Annotated in this window: 18 protein-coding genes; 4 read left to right on the top strand and 14 right to left on the bottom strand. The window is 42.5% G+C overall.

Features of this window, described 5'->3' with window-relative positions; all coding sequences use genetic code 11:
• Positions 1-324: 324 nt before the first annotated feature.
• The 3 genes from ACXJY6_RS05225 to ACXJY6_RS05235 are packed head-to-tail and all read left to right on the top strand — an operon-like array spanning position 325 to position 3,794.
• Positions 325-1,047: a response regulator gene (locus ACXJY6_RS05225; protein ID WP_456050938.1), complete on the top strand. Its 723-nt coding sequence runs from the start codon at positions 325-327 to the stop codon at positions 1,045-1,047.
• Positions 1,037-2,518 carry an ATP-binding protein gene (locus ACXJY6_RS05230; RefSeq protein ID WP_458767630.1) on the top strand — a complete coding sequence of 494 codons (1,482 nt, stop codon included), beginning with the start codon at positions 1,037-1,039 and terminating at the stop codon, positions 2,516-2,518. Before ACXJY6_RS05225 ends, ACXJY6_RS05230 begins: the two co-directional genes overlap by 11 nt.
• Before the next feature lie 31 nt (positions 2,519-2,549).
• Positions 2,550-3,794 carry an ABC transporter substrate-binding protein gene (locus tag ACXJY6_RS05235; RefSeq protein ID WP_456050936.1) on the top strand — a complete coding sequence of 415 codons (1,245 nt, stop codon included), beginning with the start codon at positions 2,550-2,552 and terminating at the stop codon, positions 3,792-3,794.
• Positions 3,795-3,844: 50 nt separating this feature from the next.
• Here the strand turns inward: ACXJY6_RS05235 and ACXJY6_RS05240 are convergent, their stop codons facing one another.
• From ACXJY6_RS05240 to yceD, 13 genes are all read right to left on the bottom strand, one after another.
• Entirely contained in the window at positions 3,845-4,621 is a 777-nt protein-coding gene (locus ACXJY6_RS05240) for a TatD family hydrolase (RefSeq protein ID WP_458767631.1), read from the bottom strand.
• 2 nt (positions 4,622-4,623) lie between these two features.
• Positions 4,624-5,571 (bottom strand): DNA polymerase III subunit delta', encoded by a 948-nt coding sequence (holB, locus tag ACXJY6_RS05245; protein ID WP_458767632.1) that lies wholly within the window; start codon positions 5,569-5,571, stop codon positions 4,624-4,626.
• An 8-nt stretch (positions 5,572-5,579) separates the two neighbouring features.
• Positions 5,580-6,209: a dTMP kinase gene (gene tmk, locus ACXJY6_RS05250; RefSeq protein WP_458767633.1), complete on the bottom strand. Its 630-nt coding sequence runs from the start codon at positions 6,207-6,209 to the stop codon at positions 5,580-5,582.
• Positions 6,206-7,222: an endolytic transglycosylase MltG gene (gene mltG / locus ACXJY6_RS05255; RefSeq protein ID WP_458767634.1), complete on the bottom strand. Its 1,017-nt coding sequence runs from the start codon at positions 7,220-7,222 to the stop codon at positions 6,206-6,208. The genes tmk and mltG overlap by 4 nt, the downstream gene beginning before the upstream one ends.
• On the bottom strand, positions 7,215-8,027 hold the full coding sequence (gene pabC, locus ACXJY6_RS05260) for an aminodeoxychorismate lyase (RefSeq protein WP_458767635.1): 813 nt from the start codon (positions 8,025-8,027) through the stop codon (positions 7,215-7,217). Before pabC ends, mltG begins: the two co-directional genes overlap by 8 nt.
• 79 nt (positions 8,028-8,106) lie before the next feature.
• A complete protein-coding gene (gene fabF / locus ACXJY6_RS05265; protein ID WP_456050930.1) occupies positions 8,107-9,351 on the bottom strand; it encodes a beta-ketoacyl-ACP synthase II in 1,245 nt (414 codons plus the stop codon).
• Between the two features lie 93 nt (positions 9,352-9,444).
• Positions 9,445-9,678 carry an acyl carrier protein gene (acpP, locus tag ACXJY6_RS05270; protein ID WP_456050929.1) on the bottom strand — a complete coding sequence of 78 codons (234 nt, stop codon included), beginning with the start codon at positions 9,676-9,678 and terminating at the stop codon, positions 9,445-9,447.
• Between the two features lie 228 nt (positions 9,679-9,906).
• Complete coding sequence (gene fabG, locus ACXJY6_RS05275) at positions 9,907-10,641, bottom strand: 3-oxoacyl-ACP reductase FabG (RefSeq protein WP_456051066.1); 735 nt, start codon at positions 10,639-10,641, stop codon at positions 9,907-9,909.
• A gap of 40 nt (positions 10,642-10,681) precedes the next feature.
• On the bottom strand, positions 10,682-11,608 hold the full coding sequence (gene fabD, locus ACXJY6_RS05280; protein WP_458767636.1) for an ACP S-malonyltransferase: 927 nt from the start codon (positions 11,606-11,608) through the stop codon (positions 10,682-10,684).
• Positions 11,609-11,682: 74 nt separating this feature from the next.
• Complete coding sequence (locus ACXJY6_RS05285; protein ID WP_456050927.1) at positions 11,683-12,636, bottom strand: beta-ketoacyl-ACP synthase III; 954 nt, start codon at positions 12,634-12,636, stop codon at positions 11,683-11,685.
• 5 nt (positions 12,637-12,641) lie between these two features.
• A complete protein-coding gene (gene plsX, locus ACXJY6_RS05290; RefSeq protein ID WP_458767637.1) occupies positions 12,642-13,691 on the bottom strand; it encodes a phosphate acyltransferase PlsX in 1,050 nt (349 codons plus the stop codon).
• Positions 13,692-13,700: 9 nt separating this feature from the next.
• On the bottom strand, positions 13,701-13,871 hold the full coding sequence (gene rpmF, locus ACXJY6_RS05295; protein ID WP_456050925.1) for a 50S ribosomal protein L32: 171 nt from the start codon (positions 13,869-13,871) through the stop codon (positions 13,701-13,703).
• Between the two features lie 39 nt (positions 13,872-13,910).
• Positions 13,911-14,432, bottom strand: a complete 522-nt coding sequence (gene yceD, locus ACXJY6_RS05300) for a 23S rRNA accumulation protein YceD (protein WP_456050924.1) — start codon at positions 14,430-14,432, stop codon at positions 13,911-13,913.
• 144 nt (positions 14,433-14,576) lie between these two features.
• Between yceD and ACXJY6_RS05305 the strand changes: the two genes are divergently transcribed.
• On the top strand, positions 14,577-15,158 hold the full coding sequence (locus tag ACXJY6_RS05305; protein WP_458767638.1) for a Maf family protein: 582 nt from the start codon (positions 14,577-14,579) through the stop codon (positions 15,156-15,158).
• A gap of 48 nt (positions 15,159-15,206) precedes the next feature.
• Here ACXJY6_RS05305 and rluC read toward each other — a convergent pair whose 3' ends face one another.
• Positions 15,207-16,160 carry a 23S rRNA pseudouridine(955/2504/2580) synthase RluC gene (gene rluC / locus ACXJY6_RS05310; protein WP_458767639.1) on the bottom strand — a complete coding sequence of 318 codons (954 nt, stop codon included), beginning with the start codon at positions 16,158-16,160 and terminating at the stop codon, positions 15,207-15,209.
• Between the last annotated feature and the right edge of the window lie 187 nt (positions 16,161-16,347).

The raw sequence follows: 16,347 nt of genomic DNA on the forward strand, positions 1-16,347 counted from the left end.
AATCAATAGCAAATTAAATACAGAACTCTTCGCTCATGTTGAAATAAACACAATTGAGAATATCTTTTTTACTTAGTTATTATTTAAAAGTGTGTCTTTAAAATTTACTTGGTTATTAGCATTGAGGGCTATCAATTTGGCTCTCGTTTACTGCTGCGGGTATCATACTGTGGTGAGAAAAGGCTTTTAGAGTACTCCATCACGCCGAACGTAACATAACGTAACATAGCGCAATAGACGTGCAATACCATGGTAAACTAGCGTTAGAACTCAGGAAATTTACAAAATGAGTTAAATGGTAAGTACGATTAAGGTGGGGTAACTATGATTGTGAATAAACGCATTCTTGTCGTGGACGATGATCAAGAGATTCGTGAACTACTGGATGAGTATCTGACCAAAGCAGGCTATACCGTATCGCTCGCATCTGAAGGTGAAGAGATGAAAAAAAGGCTTATTGAAGACGGTGAGCCAGATTTAATATTACTCGATATCATGATGCCCGGTGACGATGGCTTTACACTTTGCCAATACATACGTCGTGAATCCAATGTGCCGATTATGATGCTCACGGCTGTGTCCGATGAAACTGACCAAATTGTAGGGTTAGAAATTGGTGCCGATGATTACGTCGCAAAACCCTTTAGCCCCAGACAGCTTACAGCGCGAATCAAAGCGTTACTCAGACGAACTCAAGTAGTTGAAACACCAACCCAAAAACCACAAGTCTATTTCTTTTCCCATTTTAAACTTAATGCGAAAATTCACGCCTTGATCGATCTCGATACAGGAGACGAGTCAGAATTATCAGGAAAAGATCTGACGCTTTTAATGCTGTTTCTAGATAACCCAAATCAGATATTAGACCGAGATACGATTTCCCAAAGCATGAAAGGCCGAGATGCGCTCCCAACAGAACGGGGGATTGATGTGCAATTAAGCCGACTTCGCCATCGACTCGGCGACAATGGGAAAAATCCGAAACTGATTAAAACCATGCGTGGAGATGGCTATATTCTTGCGACGGATGTCACCTATGCAAACTGATATTCATCAACAAAAGAAAACGATACGCTCTCGGTTAGATCCACTTGTTCCACGCTCTCTCGTATCTAGAATGCTCTGGCTTACATTACTCTCTGTCTTTATTGCTCAATTAATCGCGACAACGATCTGGTATACCCAATCTAAGCAAAAAGAGATGGAAGGTTTAAGGTCGACCGCGACCAGTATTGCCAACAACTTCGCCTCCACTGCCAACTTTTTTCAGTCACTACCACATGAATATCGCCATATCATTCTCGATCAATTAAGAACCATGGGTGGGACTCGATTTTTTGTCTCTTTCAATACCGAAGAAATTTTAATTAATTCTATTGAAACCAATGAGATGCGAGAAAGTGTAATACAGGTTTTTCGGGAAGTATTAACGGATAAATCTCCTGGATATGACAATATAAGGATCCATTTTTCTGATCCAGATAACCTTCACGTACTAAGTAACGATCTGTTACTTTCTGATCTGCCTAAATCATGGGCACATTACACTTTGAGTCTTAAGCCACTTAAACCACCGATTTTAGTGGTTCAAATTGAACTCGCCCCAGAACAATGGCTTTACATTGCCGCACTTCTGCCATCTCCTTACTCGATGTTAGACGATACGATCATTTCAACCGAACAGCTGTTTTTTATCGGTTTTATCACTGCTCTTTTGCTGATATTTACCTATCTTATGGTGCGCATGCAAATTCGGCCACTGAGGAAACTGGCGAGCGCAGCAGACTCGCTAAGTATGGATATCGATCAAGATATTCTCCCAGAAGAAGGCGCTTCCGAGTTGGTTACCGCCACAAGAGCGTTTAATCGAATGCAACTAAGGCTTCAGTGTTACATCACTGATAGAGAGAAGCTTTTTAGTGCTATCTCACATGATCTTAAAACGCCGATTACTAGACTACGTATCCGATCAGAACTAATTGAAGATGAGCAACGTGGCGTCAAATTCAGTAAAGATTTAGACGAATTAGAGATAATGGTTAAAGGTGCTCTCCAAGCGGTTAGAGATACCGACATTCATGAAAATATTGAATTCGTCAATATAATGAAAGTACTGCAAGGTATCGCTGAACAATACAATGAAAATAGCCAGCGTGTTTATATTCACCCTGCAGTACTGTTTCCCGTATCTTGCAAACCACTCGCGATAAAGCGATGCCTATCTAACCTGATTAACAACGGAGTAAAATATGGCAATCAGGTTACGATTTCCTTCAAAGACTCCCCAGATACACTGGAAATCGTAATTTGCGATGAAGGCCCTGGAATACCAGAAGATATGATGGCGGAAGTCTTTAAACCCTATGTTCGTATTGCCACTGACAAAGAGGGGCATGGCCTTGGAATGGGTATATCAAAAAGCATCGTTCGTGCTCATGGTGGTGAGTTAACAATCAGAAATCGAGATAAAGTCGGCTTACAAGTTAGAGTTAGTTTGCCAAGAACCTCGGCCAATTAAAATGAATCCGATCCAAATAACAGGTCACACTATGATCCAAAAGATAGTCCCGCTACTCAGCGTTATTGTATTTAGCCATTCAGCTCATGCTTCTGAGTTGGAAGTATTGCATTGGTGGACATCGAGCGGTGAAGCGCAATCAGCACAATTGCTTAAAGAAAGTGTAGAAACTAAAGGACATCATTGGAAAGACTTCGCGATAGCCGGCGGTGGTGGTAAGAGTGCAATGTTGGTGCTTAAGGCTCGAGCGGTTTCAGGCAATCCTCCGAGCGCCGCTCAAATAAAAGGCCACGATATTCAAGAATGGGCTCAGTTGGGGTTTCTCGCCGAATTGGATAGTGTTGCAACAGCAGGCAATTGGAATCAAATTTTACCGCCAGTTGTCGCAGATACCATGAAATATAAAGGCCATTACGTCGCTGCACCAATCAACATCCACCGCTCTAATTGGCTATGGGTTAATTCTAAAATACTGCAAGAAGTTGGCGTCGACGTACCTGTGACATTAGATGAGTTCTTTAGCGTAGCAGATAAGATCAAAGCCGCTGGCTACATTCCTCTCGCACATGGTGGGCAAGCTTGGCAAGACGCAACTCTGTTTGAGACTGTCGCCCTCGCCATTTTAGGAGCCGATGAATACAAACAGGCGTTCGTCGCACTCAACAACGACACTTTATCGAGTGACAATATGGTTGATGTATTGCGCCAATTTAAAAAGATGCGTCAGTACATTGATTCTGGCTCCGCAAGTAGACAATGGAATGAAGCAACAGAAATGGTCATTGAAGGTACTGCAGCAATGCAGATCATGGGAGACTGGGCCAAAGGCGAATTTACCGCGGCTGGAAAGCGACCAAACGTAGACTACCGTTGCGTCCCTTCTCCTGGAACAGCAGGTATGTTTAGCTACAATATTGATAGTTTCGTTTTCTTTAAATCAGCCTCAGCAGAGTCTAAGCCGGCGCAGTTTGATCTGGCTAGCAGTATGTTATCTAAGGACTTCCAGAAAGCATTTAACCTAGCCAAGGGATCACTTCCAACTCGGAACGACCTACCAGTGGATGATTTCGACCAATGTGCCCAGTTATCCCACGCTGCGTTTGTTAATGCTTCACAACATCAAGGCTTGCTTCCAAGTTTATCTCAAGGAATGTCGAGTACGAGTTATGTTCAGGATGCCATTAACGAAGTGGTTTCGGATTACTTCAATGATGATGACGAATCGGCTGAATCGGCTGCACAGCGACTTGCTAGAGTGATTAAAGCGGCGAAATAAGTTCTCCGCTCTTTATATATCCATTGAATTGTTATCACTAGAAGGAGGAGTTAAGCACTACCTTTGAGAAACAATGATTCGAAATTATTTGTGGTCGTCTGTGCAACTTCAGAGAGAGACACCTCTTTCAGTTGTGCAATATAGCTTGCTACTTCAATCACATAGGCGGGCTGGTTCTCTTTGCCACGATGAGGGACTGGCGCAAGGTAAGGTGAATCAGTCTCAATAAGTAATCGGTCTAATGGCAGTTGCTTCACCACCTCTTTCAGCTCTGTTGCCTGACGAAACGTTACAATACCAGAAATTGAGATATAAAAACCGAGCTCCATCGCGGCTTGAGCAAAGGCTAAATCTTCAGTAAAACAGTGAATCACACCACCACACTTTTCAGCACCACCTTCGCGTAATATATGTAACGTATCTTCGCGTGCATTACGCGTGTGGATGATGAGGGGTTTATCGAGCGCATTCGCCACTTCAACATGCTGGGCAAACCTTAATTGCTGCTTTTCTGCTGTCTCCGGTTGATAGTGATAATCTAATCCCGTTTCACCAATCGCAACCACTTTCTCGTGACGTGCATACTGATAAAAAGTATCGAGGTCAAATTCGCTTTCAACATCTAAAGGGTGCACACCACAAGACGCATGAACTTGAGAAAAGGGTTCGATCATTTCCAACATTTTCGGAAATGCCGCTAAAGTCACACCAACAGACAATAATTGACTCACATTCACATCTGCAGCTTTTTTAACAACATCGGCCACATCTAAATGAAGATCTTCATAATTCAATTTATCTAAATGACAATGAGAATCGACGAACATAGTTATCCTTTAAATTCTAGAAGCCAGTTAATCACCAGCAATTCGGTATTGAGTCCAGTAAACTTCTGAGTTTTTTGTAACAGCAGAGTGAGGGATTGAGTTTGTTGGTAGAGTATCGGGTACGTGCATAGCTGACTAACGTTAGCGCTATGCGGTATTGCATCCATCTGCTCGACGGAAAAATGATACTTTTGCGCATCGGTCAGTAAGTACCAAAGCCAAGTTAAATGTACATCACTCTCCTTCGCAATCATCTTGCCTAAATCGAGAACTTCACTATCTGGTTGTGTGAGAAATTGAAGAAATTGAGTCACCAATATTTCAAAGGCCTTATCTTGTTTCTCCACCATAAAGTCAACTACAGACAGCGGTGCATAGCCGTTTAACTTAACAATGTAAGGCGGGATCGGCGACTCAGTTTGCGTTGATGCCCAGAATGCGACCTGCTCTTGATTCGGTTCTGGAATTGCGATTTGCTGACAGCGACTGACGATTGTTGGGAGCAATTGCGATAAACTGTGCGTCAGTAAGATAAAGCAGCAATTATCCGCAGGCTCTTCAAGTGTTTTGAGTAACGCATTCGCTGCAGATTCATTCATTAAATGGGCAGATGTGATAGCAATCACTCGATAGCCACCTAGTTGTGAGGACTCTTGAGCCAGACGATTCACTCGACGAATTTGCTCAACATTAATGGATTTCGCCCCATTTTCAGGCCCAACTTGATGAAAATCCGGATGGTTGTCTGCAGCAAAAAGGTCGCAATCGTGACAATAACCACATGGCCGATGCTCGCTCCGACATAAGGCACTAGCAGCCATTTGTTTTACAAACGCTTTCATCCCCATCCCAGGTTTTGCAACAAGCAAAGTGGCAGAAGGAATCTTGCGACTCTCTATAGATTGAGCCCATAATTCATAGCTTGTCTCTAACCAAGGATATAATGACATAAGCTACCCTATAGACTCGTATACCAATTGGTTAAAGAAGCAGCAATATCTCTCTGCACGGCTTCAATATTTTGGTCTGCATTAACAATCACGATGGATTCATCAGCATTTGCCAAAGCTAAGTAGCGATCACGAGTCCGTTGGAAAAAACTCAAATCCATTTTTTCTATACGATCGAGTTCACCACGACCTCGAGCTCGTTCCAATCCTACTTTAGGGTCAATATCGAGATACAAGGTAAAATCGGGTTTGAACTCGCCTAACGTAACTTGTTTCAATTGCGTCAATGTATCTGAACTTATCTCCCGACCACCACCCTGGTATGCCTGTGAAGAAAGGTCATGACGATCGCCAACTACCCATTTCCGATTCTCTAATGCTGGTTTGATAACATTCTCAACCAACTGAACTCGAGCTGCATACATCAACAATAATTCGGTTGTATCTTGCAGTTCTTCGTTGTCGTGATCTTGCTTAACCAACTCTCGGAGCTTTTCAGCAAGCCCGGTACCACCAGGTTCACGAGTCTGGACTAGCTCCTCAACACCAAGTTGGTGAAGCGTACTTACAATAGTTTGGATCGCAGTACTCTTCCCTGCCCCTTCTAACCCTTCGATGACGACAAACTTTGCGTTCATTTATTTGCTCTTAATTGTTTTAGGTAAGCCCGAACCGCTTTGTTATGCTGAGAAAGTGATTTTGAAAACACATGTCCCCCTTTCCCACTAGCAACAAAATAGTAATAGCGTGTTGATGAAGGGTTTAAAGCGGCATTAATCGAATCTGCGCCAACCATGGCGATAGGAGTCGGTGGCAATCCTGATATAACATACGTGTTGTAAGGTGTCGGTTTGGTTAAATCGCGCTTACGAATATTTCCGTCATACTCATCACCCATACCGTAAATAACCGTTGGGTCAGTTTGGAGACGCATGCCACGATTTAAACGATTAATAAAGACCGATGCAATGTCGGGACGCTCTTGAGGAAGTGACGTCTCTTTTTCAATAATAGAGGCCAAAGTCAACGCTTCGTAATCATTCGTTAACGGAAGTTTTTCATCACGACCTTGCCAAGCTGTATCCAAGACCTGACGAAGGTTAGAATGTGCTCGCTTTAACACATCTAAGTCACTCATTCCTTTGGTATAGTGATAAGTTTCCGCAAGGAATAACCCTTCGAGTTTACTCTTTTCTATTCCAAGTTGTTGTGCAATTTTTTCTTCTGGTAGCGAGTCGATAGTTTGAACCAAATGAGGAGCATTGTTTAAAATTTCGCGCCATTCATCAAATCGGCTACCTTCAACAAAAGTAATGGCAAATTGATGCTCTTTTCCTTTAATAAAATGATTCAACACCTGCTCTAACGTGCTGTTTTCAACAATCTGAAACGTACCAGCCTTGATAGAGACTAAATCTGGACGCAAGCGATGAAGGTAAGGCATAAAGAACGTTGGGGTGATCCAATCTTTCTTCACAAAATCATTGAGTAATCGGTTAAGCGAAGTCCCACTTTCGATAGTAACAAACTCTTGCTCTTCAATTTTTAATGGCTGCTCAACAAACTCCGAAACCTGTTTCAGTGTGTATTGATAGCCAGCAAATACGGCTATTAACGCAATCAAAATAACTATAATTAACTTTTTAAACACTCAATACTCGCTTTTGTAATTCACTGGTAAGTTCATTCGACGCCATAGGTACATCACCGATGGCTTTTATTGGTGCCATACCTAATAAACTATTTGTCATAAAAATTGAATCAGCCGACATCAGATCACTTAGTTTATAACAACTAACTTCAACTGTCGTGCCCATCGCTTTCGCATGTTCAATAACCACTCGTCTCATTACGCCAGCCACACCAGCTTGATGTAAATCCGGCGTACACAATACATCTTGTTTAAACCAAAATAGATTTGCTATTGTGGTTTCAATGACATGATCATTTAAATCCAGTACGACACCATCGACAAAACCATTAGCTTCCAATTCTTGTTTTAGCAAAATTTGCTCAAGGCGATTATTGTGCTTAAAACCTGCCAATCGCGGATTTAATCCAAGTCGTTGCTCGCACAAACCCAATGTGATGCCTTTTTGTTGCCATTGATCATAGTGCTGCGGATAGGGAAACGTATTAATGGTTACCGTTGGTGAACCTAGGCCCAACACACTGTATCCTCTTCCTCCAGTACCGCGACTAATATGAATTTTGATCCCACTACGAACACCCACACAGCTTGATAGTACTTCGTCTAGCCATTTTTCAACATTCGACCAATGAGAGAACGGGATACCAAGCGCATCAAGGCTCTGCTCCAAACGCTGGCGATGATATGGCCAATGCTCAATACAGCCAGAACGGACCGCCATAGTCGTAAAACAGCCATCTCCATATTGAAATGAGCGATCAAAAACAGAAATCTGCTCCTGAATTTCACCATCAATCCATACCATTTTCGCCTTCCCTTAAATAACAAAACGGCTCAATGCTATGCATCAAGCCGTTTAAACTCAAGTCAATAAACCTAATGAATTAGATTTTTTTAAAAATCAATGAACCATTAGTGCCGCCGAAGCCAAAAGAATTACAAATTGCATATTCCATACCTTCCACTTTGCGTGAGGTATGCGGTACAAGATCAATATCCAATCCGTCTTCTGGATTATCCAAATTAATGGTTGGGGGAACGACCTGATCTTGCAATGACTTGATTGTAATAATTGCTTCAACCGAACCAGCAGCACCTAAAAGGTGGCCTGTCATCGATTTAGTTGAAGAAACAAGTACCTGCTTCGAGCCAGCTTCTCCCAGTGCTCTCTTAATGCCTTTCACTTCAGCAACATCACCAGCAGGTGTCGAAGTTCCATGGGCATTAACATAACCCACTTGCTCGCCAGAGATGCCGGCATCACGCATTGCCGCTTCCATGGCCAAAGCACCACCAGAACCATCTTCGCTTGGAGACGTCATATGATAGGCATCACCCGACATACCAAAGCCAACTAATTCTGCATAAATTTTTGCACCGCGAGCTTTTGCGTGTTCGTACTCTTCAAGCACAATCACACCAGCTCCATCGCCAAGAACAAAACCATCACGGTCTTTATCCCATGGGCGAGATGCTTTCTGCGGTTCATCATTACGTGTAGACAACGCTTTTGCCGCACCGAAACCAGCCATGCCAAGTGGTGTTGACGCTTTTTCTGAACCACCAGCAACCATTGCATCAGCATCACCGTAAGCGATCATACGCGCCGCGTGACCAATATTATGCAACCCTGTAGTACAAGCGGTTGAAATCGCTATATTAGGACCTCTCAGGCCTCGTATGATTGATACATGACCTGAAACCATATTGACAATGGTAGACGGAACAAAGAATGGGCTCACTTTACGTGGACCTTTTTCTACTAAAGCTTGGTGACCTTTTTCGATTAACTCGATACCACCAATGCCAGATCCTACTGCAACGCCCACTCGAGGAGCATTGTCAGCATTTACTTCAAGACCTGAGTCATCTAGAGCTTGAATGCTTGCTGCTACGCCATATTGGATAAAAAGATCCATTTTGCGAGCATCTTTTTTTGACATGTACTCTTCGCAGTTAAAGTCTTTAACCATACCTGCAAAACGAGTTGAAAAATTTGTCGCATCAAAGTGTTCGATATTCTCGATACCACTTTGACCTGCTATAAGGGCTTTCCAAGAGGATTCTACGGTATTGCCAACTGGTGTTAACATACCCATGCCTGTGACAACTACACGACGCTTGGACACAATAATATTCTCCGGAGCTGAAAATATAAGAAGAGGTTATTAGATGAAGAGATAAAACTCAGGCGGCCAAGAGGCCGCCTGGAGAGATATAGATTACTGAGCGCTGTTTACGTAGTCGATCGCTGCTTGAACAGTCGTGATCTTCTCAGCTTCTTCATCTGGAATTTCAGTGTCAAATTCTTCTTCAAGAGCCATAACTAGCTCAACAGTGTCTAGAGAATCAGCACCTAGATCTTCAACAAAAGAAGATTCATTTTTAACTTCTGCTTCGTCAACACCTAGTTGTTCAACAATGATTTTCTTTACGCGTTCTTCTATGTTGCTCATTTTTTCTTTTCCTTTACAGATTTCGCTCATATGCGATGATTCCGTAGTTTATTAGAACTAGGGAAAGTTGCAAGAGGGTCATCGCTGGTCAAACCACAAATTTTAACGAATTTAACCGAAATTCAGACCGTTTTTGACATATATCATGCACAAATACTGCGCACTCAGTAGATAGTCAATAAATCAAGCTAAATTAAACTAACTTAGCCTTTTTATTCAGGACTACTACTATACCATATACATACCACCATTCACGTGAAGAGTTTCACCTGTGATGTAACCTGCTTCTGAAGACGCCAAAAATGCGACAGCAGAAGCAATTTCACGAGGATCGCCCAAGCGAGCTGCTGGTACTTGAGCCAACGTAACAGCACGTTGGTCATCAGTCAGTGCTTTAGTCATATCGGTTTCGATAAAACCTGGAGCCACTGTATTCACTGTCACGCCACGAGAAGCCACTTCACGCGCCATTGACTTGGTGAAACCTATTACGCCTGCTTTTGCAGCGGCGTAGTTTGCTTGTCCTGCATTACCCATTGTACCCACAACTGAGCCAACATTAATAACACGACCAGCACGTTTTTTCATCATGCCACGTAAAACGGCTTTTGATAAACGGAAAATTGACGTTAAGTTGGTGTCCATAATGTCCAACCACTCTTCTTCTTTCATCCGCATAATCAAATTATCACGCGTAATCCCAGCATTATTAACAAGAATATCGATTGCGCCAAACTCGGCGGTAATCGCTTTTAATGTCGTTTCTACCGATTCAGCCTCAGTAACATTAAGCGCAAACCCTTTACCGTTTTGGCCTAAGTACTCACTGATCGCTGCAGCACCATTTTCACTAGTTGCTGTACCGATAACCGTCGCGCCACGTTCTACAAGCGTTTCAGCAATAGCACGGCCGATACCACGACTTGCACCAGTAACCAGTGCAATTTTACCTTCTAGACTCATGAATTGACTCATGTCTGATTTCCTTTAATTACTTAGCGGCTTAAAGTTTAGCTGCGTCGAGCGATTTAATATCATTAACCGCTGCAGCACTAAGTGTCTTCACGATTCGCTTAGTCAGCCCTGTTAATACTTTCCCTGGACCAACTTCTAATAATTTTTCTACACCAAGTTCGTTGATTTTGACAACAGATTCTGTCCAACGTACTGGGCTATATAACTGTCTAACTAAAGCAGATTTAATTTTTTCTGGATCCGTTTCCATTGCAACATCAACATTATTAACGACCGGATATTGTGGTGCACTAAATTCCAACGCTTTTAACGCTTCAGCAAGTTTGTCTGCCGCTGGCTTCATTAATGCGCAATGCGACGGTACAGAGACAGGAAGAGGTAGAGCTCGCTTCGCCCCAGCTTCTTTACAAAGAACACCCGCACGTTCAACTGCCGCTTTTTCACCCGCAATAACAACTTGACCTGGTGAATTGAAGTTGACTGGAGACACCACATCACCTTGGGCAGCATCTTCACATGCTTTTGCAACCGACGCATCATCTAAACCTATGATTGCAAACATGGAACCAACGCCCGCTGGCACAGCTTCTTGCATTAACTGTCCACGTAATTCAACCAATTTAATCGCTGCTTGAAAATCAATAACGCCTGCGCATACCAAGGCAGAATATTCTCCCAAACTATGACCAGCCAGCACTTCAGGCTGAGCTAATTCGAGTGATTGCCAAACACGCCAAATAGCAACAGAAGAAGCTAAAAGAGCAGGTTGAGTACGGAATGTTTCGTTTAAATTTTCCGCCGGCCCATCTTGAACCAATGCCCATAAATCGTACCCAAGGGCTTGAGATGCTTCGTTGAACGTCTCTTTGACAACATCGTATTGTTCACCGAGTTCCGCAAGCATACCAACAGTTTGAGAACCTTGACCGGGAAATACAATAGCAAACTTGCTCATGTAATTGTTTCCTTTTGCAAACTAACAAGATTTGAAATGCATCAGCACTCCAAAAGCTAAATAATATTCATCAATTAAAATTTGACGAGCGCGGAGCCCCACGTAAAGCCACCGCCAAAAGCCTCTAGCAACAAAGTATGACCTCGTTGAATACGACCATCTCTCACTGCAACGTCCAACGCTGTAGGTACTGATGCAGCGGATGTATTACCATGCTGGTCGAGAGTAATAACAACCTGCTCTATTGGTAACGATAGCTTTTTCGCTGTAGCGGTAATAATGCGATAATTTGCTTGATGAGGAACCAACCAATCCAACTCGGATTTATCCATTTTATTCGCCGCTAAAGTATCTTTAACTAAACGGGATAGCTGGGTTACTGCAACTTTAAAAACTTCATTACCTGCCATGTATAACCATTTGTCATCACTCTCAGTACCATTTTCAGGAATACCTAAACTTAACAAAGGCCCAAATTCACCATCAGAATAAATATGTGTTGAAAGGATACCAGGCTCACTGCTTGCACCAACGACAGCAGCGCCCGCTCCATCACCAAAAATAATAATGGTGGAACGGTCTGTTGGATCACATGTCCGTGAAAGTACATCAGAACCAATAACTAGCACATTTTTACACATCCCCGATTTAATATGTTGGTCGGCAATCGACAAAGCAAACATAAACCCGGAGCATGCAGCAGCCACATCAAATGCGGGACACCCTTTAATGCCTAAAAGACCTTGAACCTGACATGCGGACGAAGGAAATGCCTTGTCGCTGCTCGTGGTTGCAACAATAATCATATCGATATCATTATTGTCGATACCCGCCATCTCAATTGCCTTTTCAGCAGCACGATGAGCCATTGTTGCAACGGTTTCATCTTCGCCAGCAATTCGTCGTTCTTTAATACCAGTACGAGTAACAATCCACTCATCATTGGTATCGACCATTTTCTCTAAATCGGCGTTAGTACGCACGTGAGAGGGCAGATAACTGCCTGTACCTAAAATTCTACTAAACATGAAGACTAATAACGCCTCTCGAGTAATACCGCTTCTAAGCGATCACTAATACGACTGGGAACCTGTCTGTTGACCTCGTGTACGGCCTCGCTAATTGCGTTCAGTAAGGCTGTAGTATCTGCACTGCCATGACTCTTTACCACAATGCCACGCAATCCTAGCAAACTTGCACCGTTATACTGGTCGGGGTTCAACGTTTTCAGCTCACTAAATAGGTCTGAAAACAACCACCTAGCAAACCAACCTTTTATCGATGAACTAAACATAGCCTGCTTTAGCTTATCGATAAAAAGTTGAGCTGTTCCTTCACATGTCTTCAAACAGACATTACCAACGAATCCATCGCAAACAACAACATCGGCTTCATCGCTCAATATTTGATTACCTTCTATGTTACCAATGAAGTTAATCGAGTCGGTTGTTTTCAACATTTCAGCACAACGCTTGACGACATCATTACCCTTAATTTCTTCTTCACCAATATTAAGTATAGCGACTCGTGGTGGCCTGTCTAAATGCTGTTCCGCCAACGCACTTCCCATTACAGCAAACTGAAATAGAGAATCAGCATCACTAGAAATATTCGCACCGAGATCAAGTAACCAAGTTTTGTTTCCGGCCATCGTTGGTAAAGCTGAAACTAATGCTGGTCGGTCAATTCCCGGTAACAATTTCAAACGAAAACGAGACAATGCCATCAACGCACCAGTATTACCAGAACTAACACATGCTTGTGCTTCTCCTTTAGCCACAAGATCAATAGCTAATGCCATAGACGTTCCTGAAGAATGTCGGAGTGCATATGAGGGCTTGGCTGAATTGGAAATGACGTGCTCGCTGGGTTGAATTTGTAACCGTTCGGCTAAAGAAGCACGGGCTGAAGATCCTTCCGCGTAGCCTAACGCCGAAAGTTGTGTGGTAACGTCGGTCTTATCACCAACTAAAATCACTTTTAGTTCTGGGAAATGCGACAATGCCTGCACGGCGGCAGGCACTGTTACGCGAGGACCAAAATCCCCGCCCATTACATCAAGTGCAACGGTTAAATGTTGCAAAGGTTAACCTTACTTTTCGATAACCTTTTTACCACGGTAGTAACCTTCCGCAGTCATGTTGTGACGTAGGTGAGTTTCACCTGAAGTCGCGTCTACAGAAAGAGCTGCTGTAGTTAACGCATCGTGTGAACGACGCATGCCACGCTTAGAACGTGTTTTACGGTTTTTTTGTACGGCCATTGACCCTACTCCTATAAGTATTAATGCTTAACGATGTAACTAACGCTTTAAGCTTTTTAAAACATCAAATGGATTTGGCTTGTCTTCCTCGACATCGTCTGGAAGTTCCCCGAAAACCATATTGTCTGAATTAACGCTACAATCCGCTTCATCATGCATTGCTATTTGGGGTAATCCCAAGATGAACTCGTCTTCAACTAATTGTATAAGGTCTAATTCACCGTACTCGTTCAGATCTACCAAATCGTACTCTTCCGGTGTTTCCTCTTCACTATTATCCTTATCAGGAGTATAGATGAAGCTGACTTCACAACTATGTGCGAAAACCTCATTACAACGTTGACACTCCAAGTCGACATCGATGTTAGCTTTACCAGAGATAACAACAAGTCGCTGCTCATCCATCCCAAATTTCAAAGAGACTTCTGCGTCGCGTTTTACGTCTTCGACAGATTCCAATAAACGCTTCAAAAGACTGGCTTGAATTATACCTTCATAATCAAGGCGCTTTTGAGCAGCTTTCGCTGGATCTACCGTTCGCGGTATTTTTACCTTTTGCATAGGGCGCGAATATTATCTTCCAAATCAAATTTAGTCAAAGAAAAAGGGAAAAAAGTTAGTTTTTTTTCCTTTTCCACCAAGCTGTGTTTTACTGGTGACGATTATATTTAACTTCGACTAATTAGACGACCTTTTTCTACTATTATGAAATCATTCCAACTCGTTCTTGCTTCAACTTCTCCGTATCGAAAATCGATCTTAGAAAAACTTGATATTCCGTTTGTATGCATCAACCCCATTTGCGATGAAACACCTTACTCAGGTGAAGATGCTTCTGATCTCGTTGCACGACTCGCGGCAAAAAAGGCACAGAGTTGTGTCGTCGAAACACCCAGCCTAATTATTGGTTCAGACCAAGTGTGTGTCGTTGATGGACAAATTATTGGAAAGCCTCACACCACAGAAAACGCAATTGCGCAGCTAAAGTCACAGCAAGGCAAAATCGTGAGTTTTTATACTGGCCTTGCACTGTTCAATTCGCTTACTGGAACAACGGACATTGAAGTTGAACGTTTCGATGTGCATTTTCGTTCACTCTCACATCAAGCCATCGTTAACTATGTTGAAAAAGAACAGCCTCTAAATTGTGCTGGTAGTTTTAAAAGTGAAGGGTTAGGCATAGCATTGTTCGAACGTTTAGAGGGCAAAGACCCAAATAGCTTAATTGGATTACCGCTGATCACATTAATTGATATGTTACATAAGCAAGGGTGGCAAGTTCTCTAACTTAACGACCCTAATAATGGTGACATACCAATCAATATCGAAAACTAACTATTTCTCTCGACGTAATCCAGAAAGCACTTTTTCGAGTTTATTCTCGAGAGGAGCGTTGATTTCCATTTTTTCATTGCTACCAGGGTGAATAAAGCGAATATTCGCCGCATGTAAAAATAGTCGTTGTAAACCGAATTGTGAGGTGTAAGCGTCAAAGCGTTGATCACCATAACGGTCGTCCCACGCAATAGGATGACCATTATACTGACAATGAACTCGAATTTGATGAGTTCGTCCAGTAATTGGACTGGCTTGAACGAGAGTTGCTTGAGAAAACCCTTCTATTACTTTGTAGCGGGTTTCAGAAAGCTTACCCTTTGGGTTTACACGTACAATACTATTTACGTCATTCTTCAATAAAGGGGCATTTACAACTTTATTGCTAGGTGACCAGTTACCCATAACCAAAGCAAAGTAGTATTTCTGGACCGTCTTCTCTCGAAATTGTGCTTGAAGGTGGCGTAACGCTGAGCGTTTTTTCGCGATCAATAGAATTCCTGAGGTATCTCTATCAATACGATGAACTAATTCTAAAAATCGGGCTTGTGGGCGTAATGCGCGTAACGCTTCAATCGCACCAAATTTTAAACCACTGCCACCATGAACTGCGATACCTGACGGTTTATTCAATACCAGAATATGTTCATCTTCATGTAGAATACAGGATTCCAATTGGGCTACTTTTTGCAATTTTGGATTCAAAGCAGCAGTAGATACATCATTAGATTGTTCAATTGTTACGGGTGGAATGCGAACCATATCCCCAGCTTGAAGTTTATATTCGGGCTTGATTCGCTTTTTATTAACTCTCACTTCACCTTTACGTACTATCCGATAAACGACACTTTTTGGGATCGTCTTTAACTGATTGAGTAAGAAGTTATCAATACGTTGACCAGCCATATCATCATCGATATCGACAAACCGAACTTCTGTTTTTATTTGAGTCATAATGTGCTACTAAATTAGAGTGTGGTCGAATATTCAGGGAAAGTGAAAATCCTTAACCACTGATGCTGAAGTGAACGCAATAATACCCAGATTTGCTCAAGGAATCATCTCATCATTTCTTAGAAAAACACCCATTAGGCGTAGAATTCTGGCCAAGAGCTTTATTATTCGTTATATAACCCGTTAA

The organism is Vibrio phycocola (genome assembly GCF_054404255.1).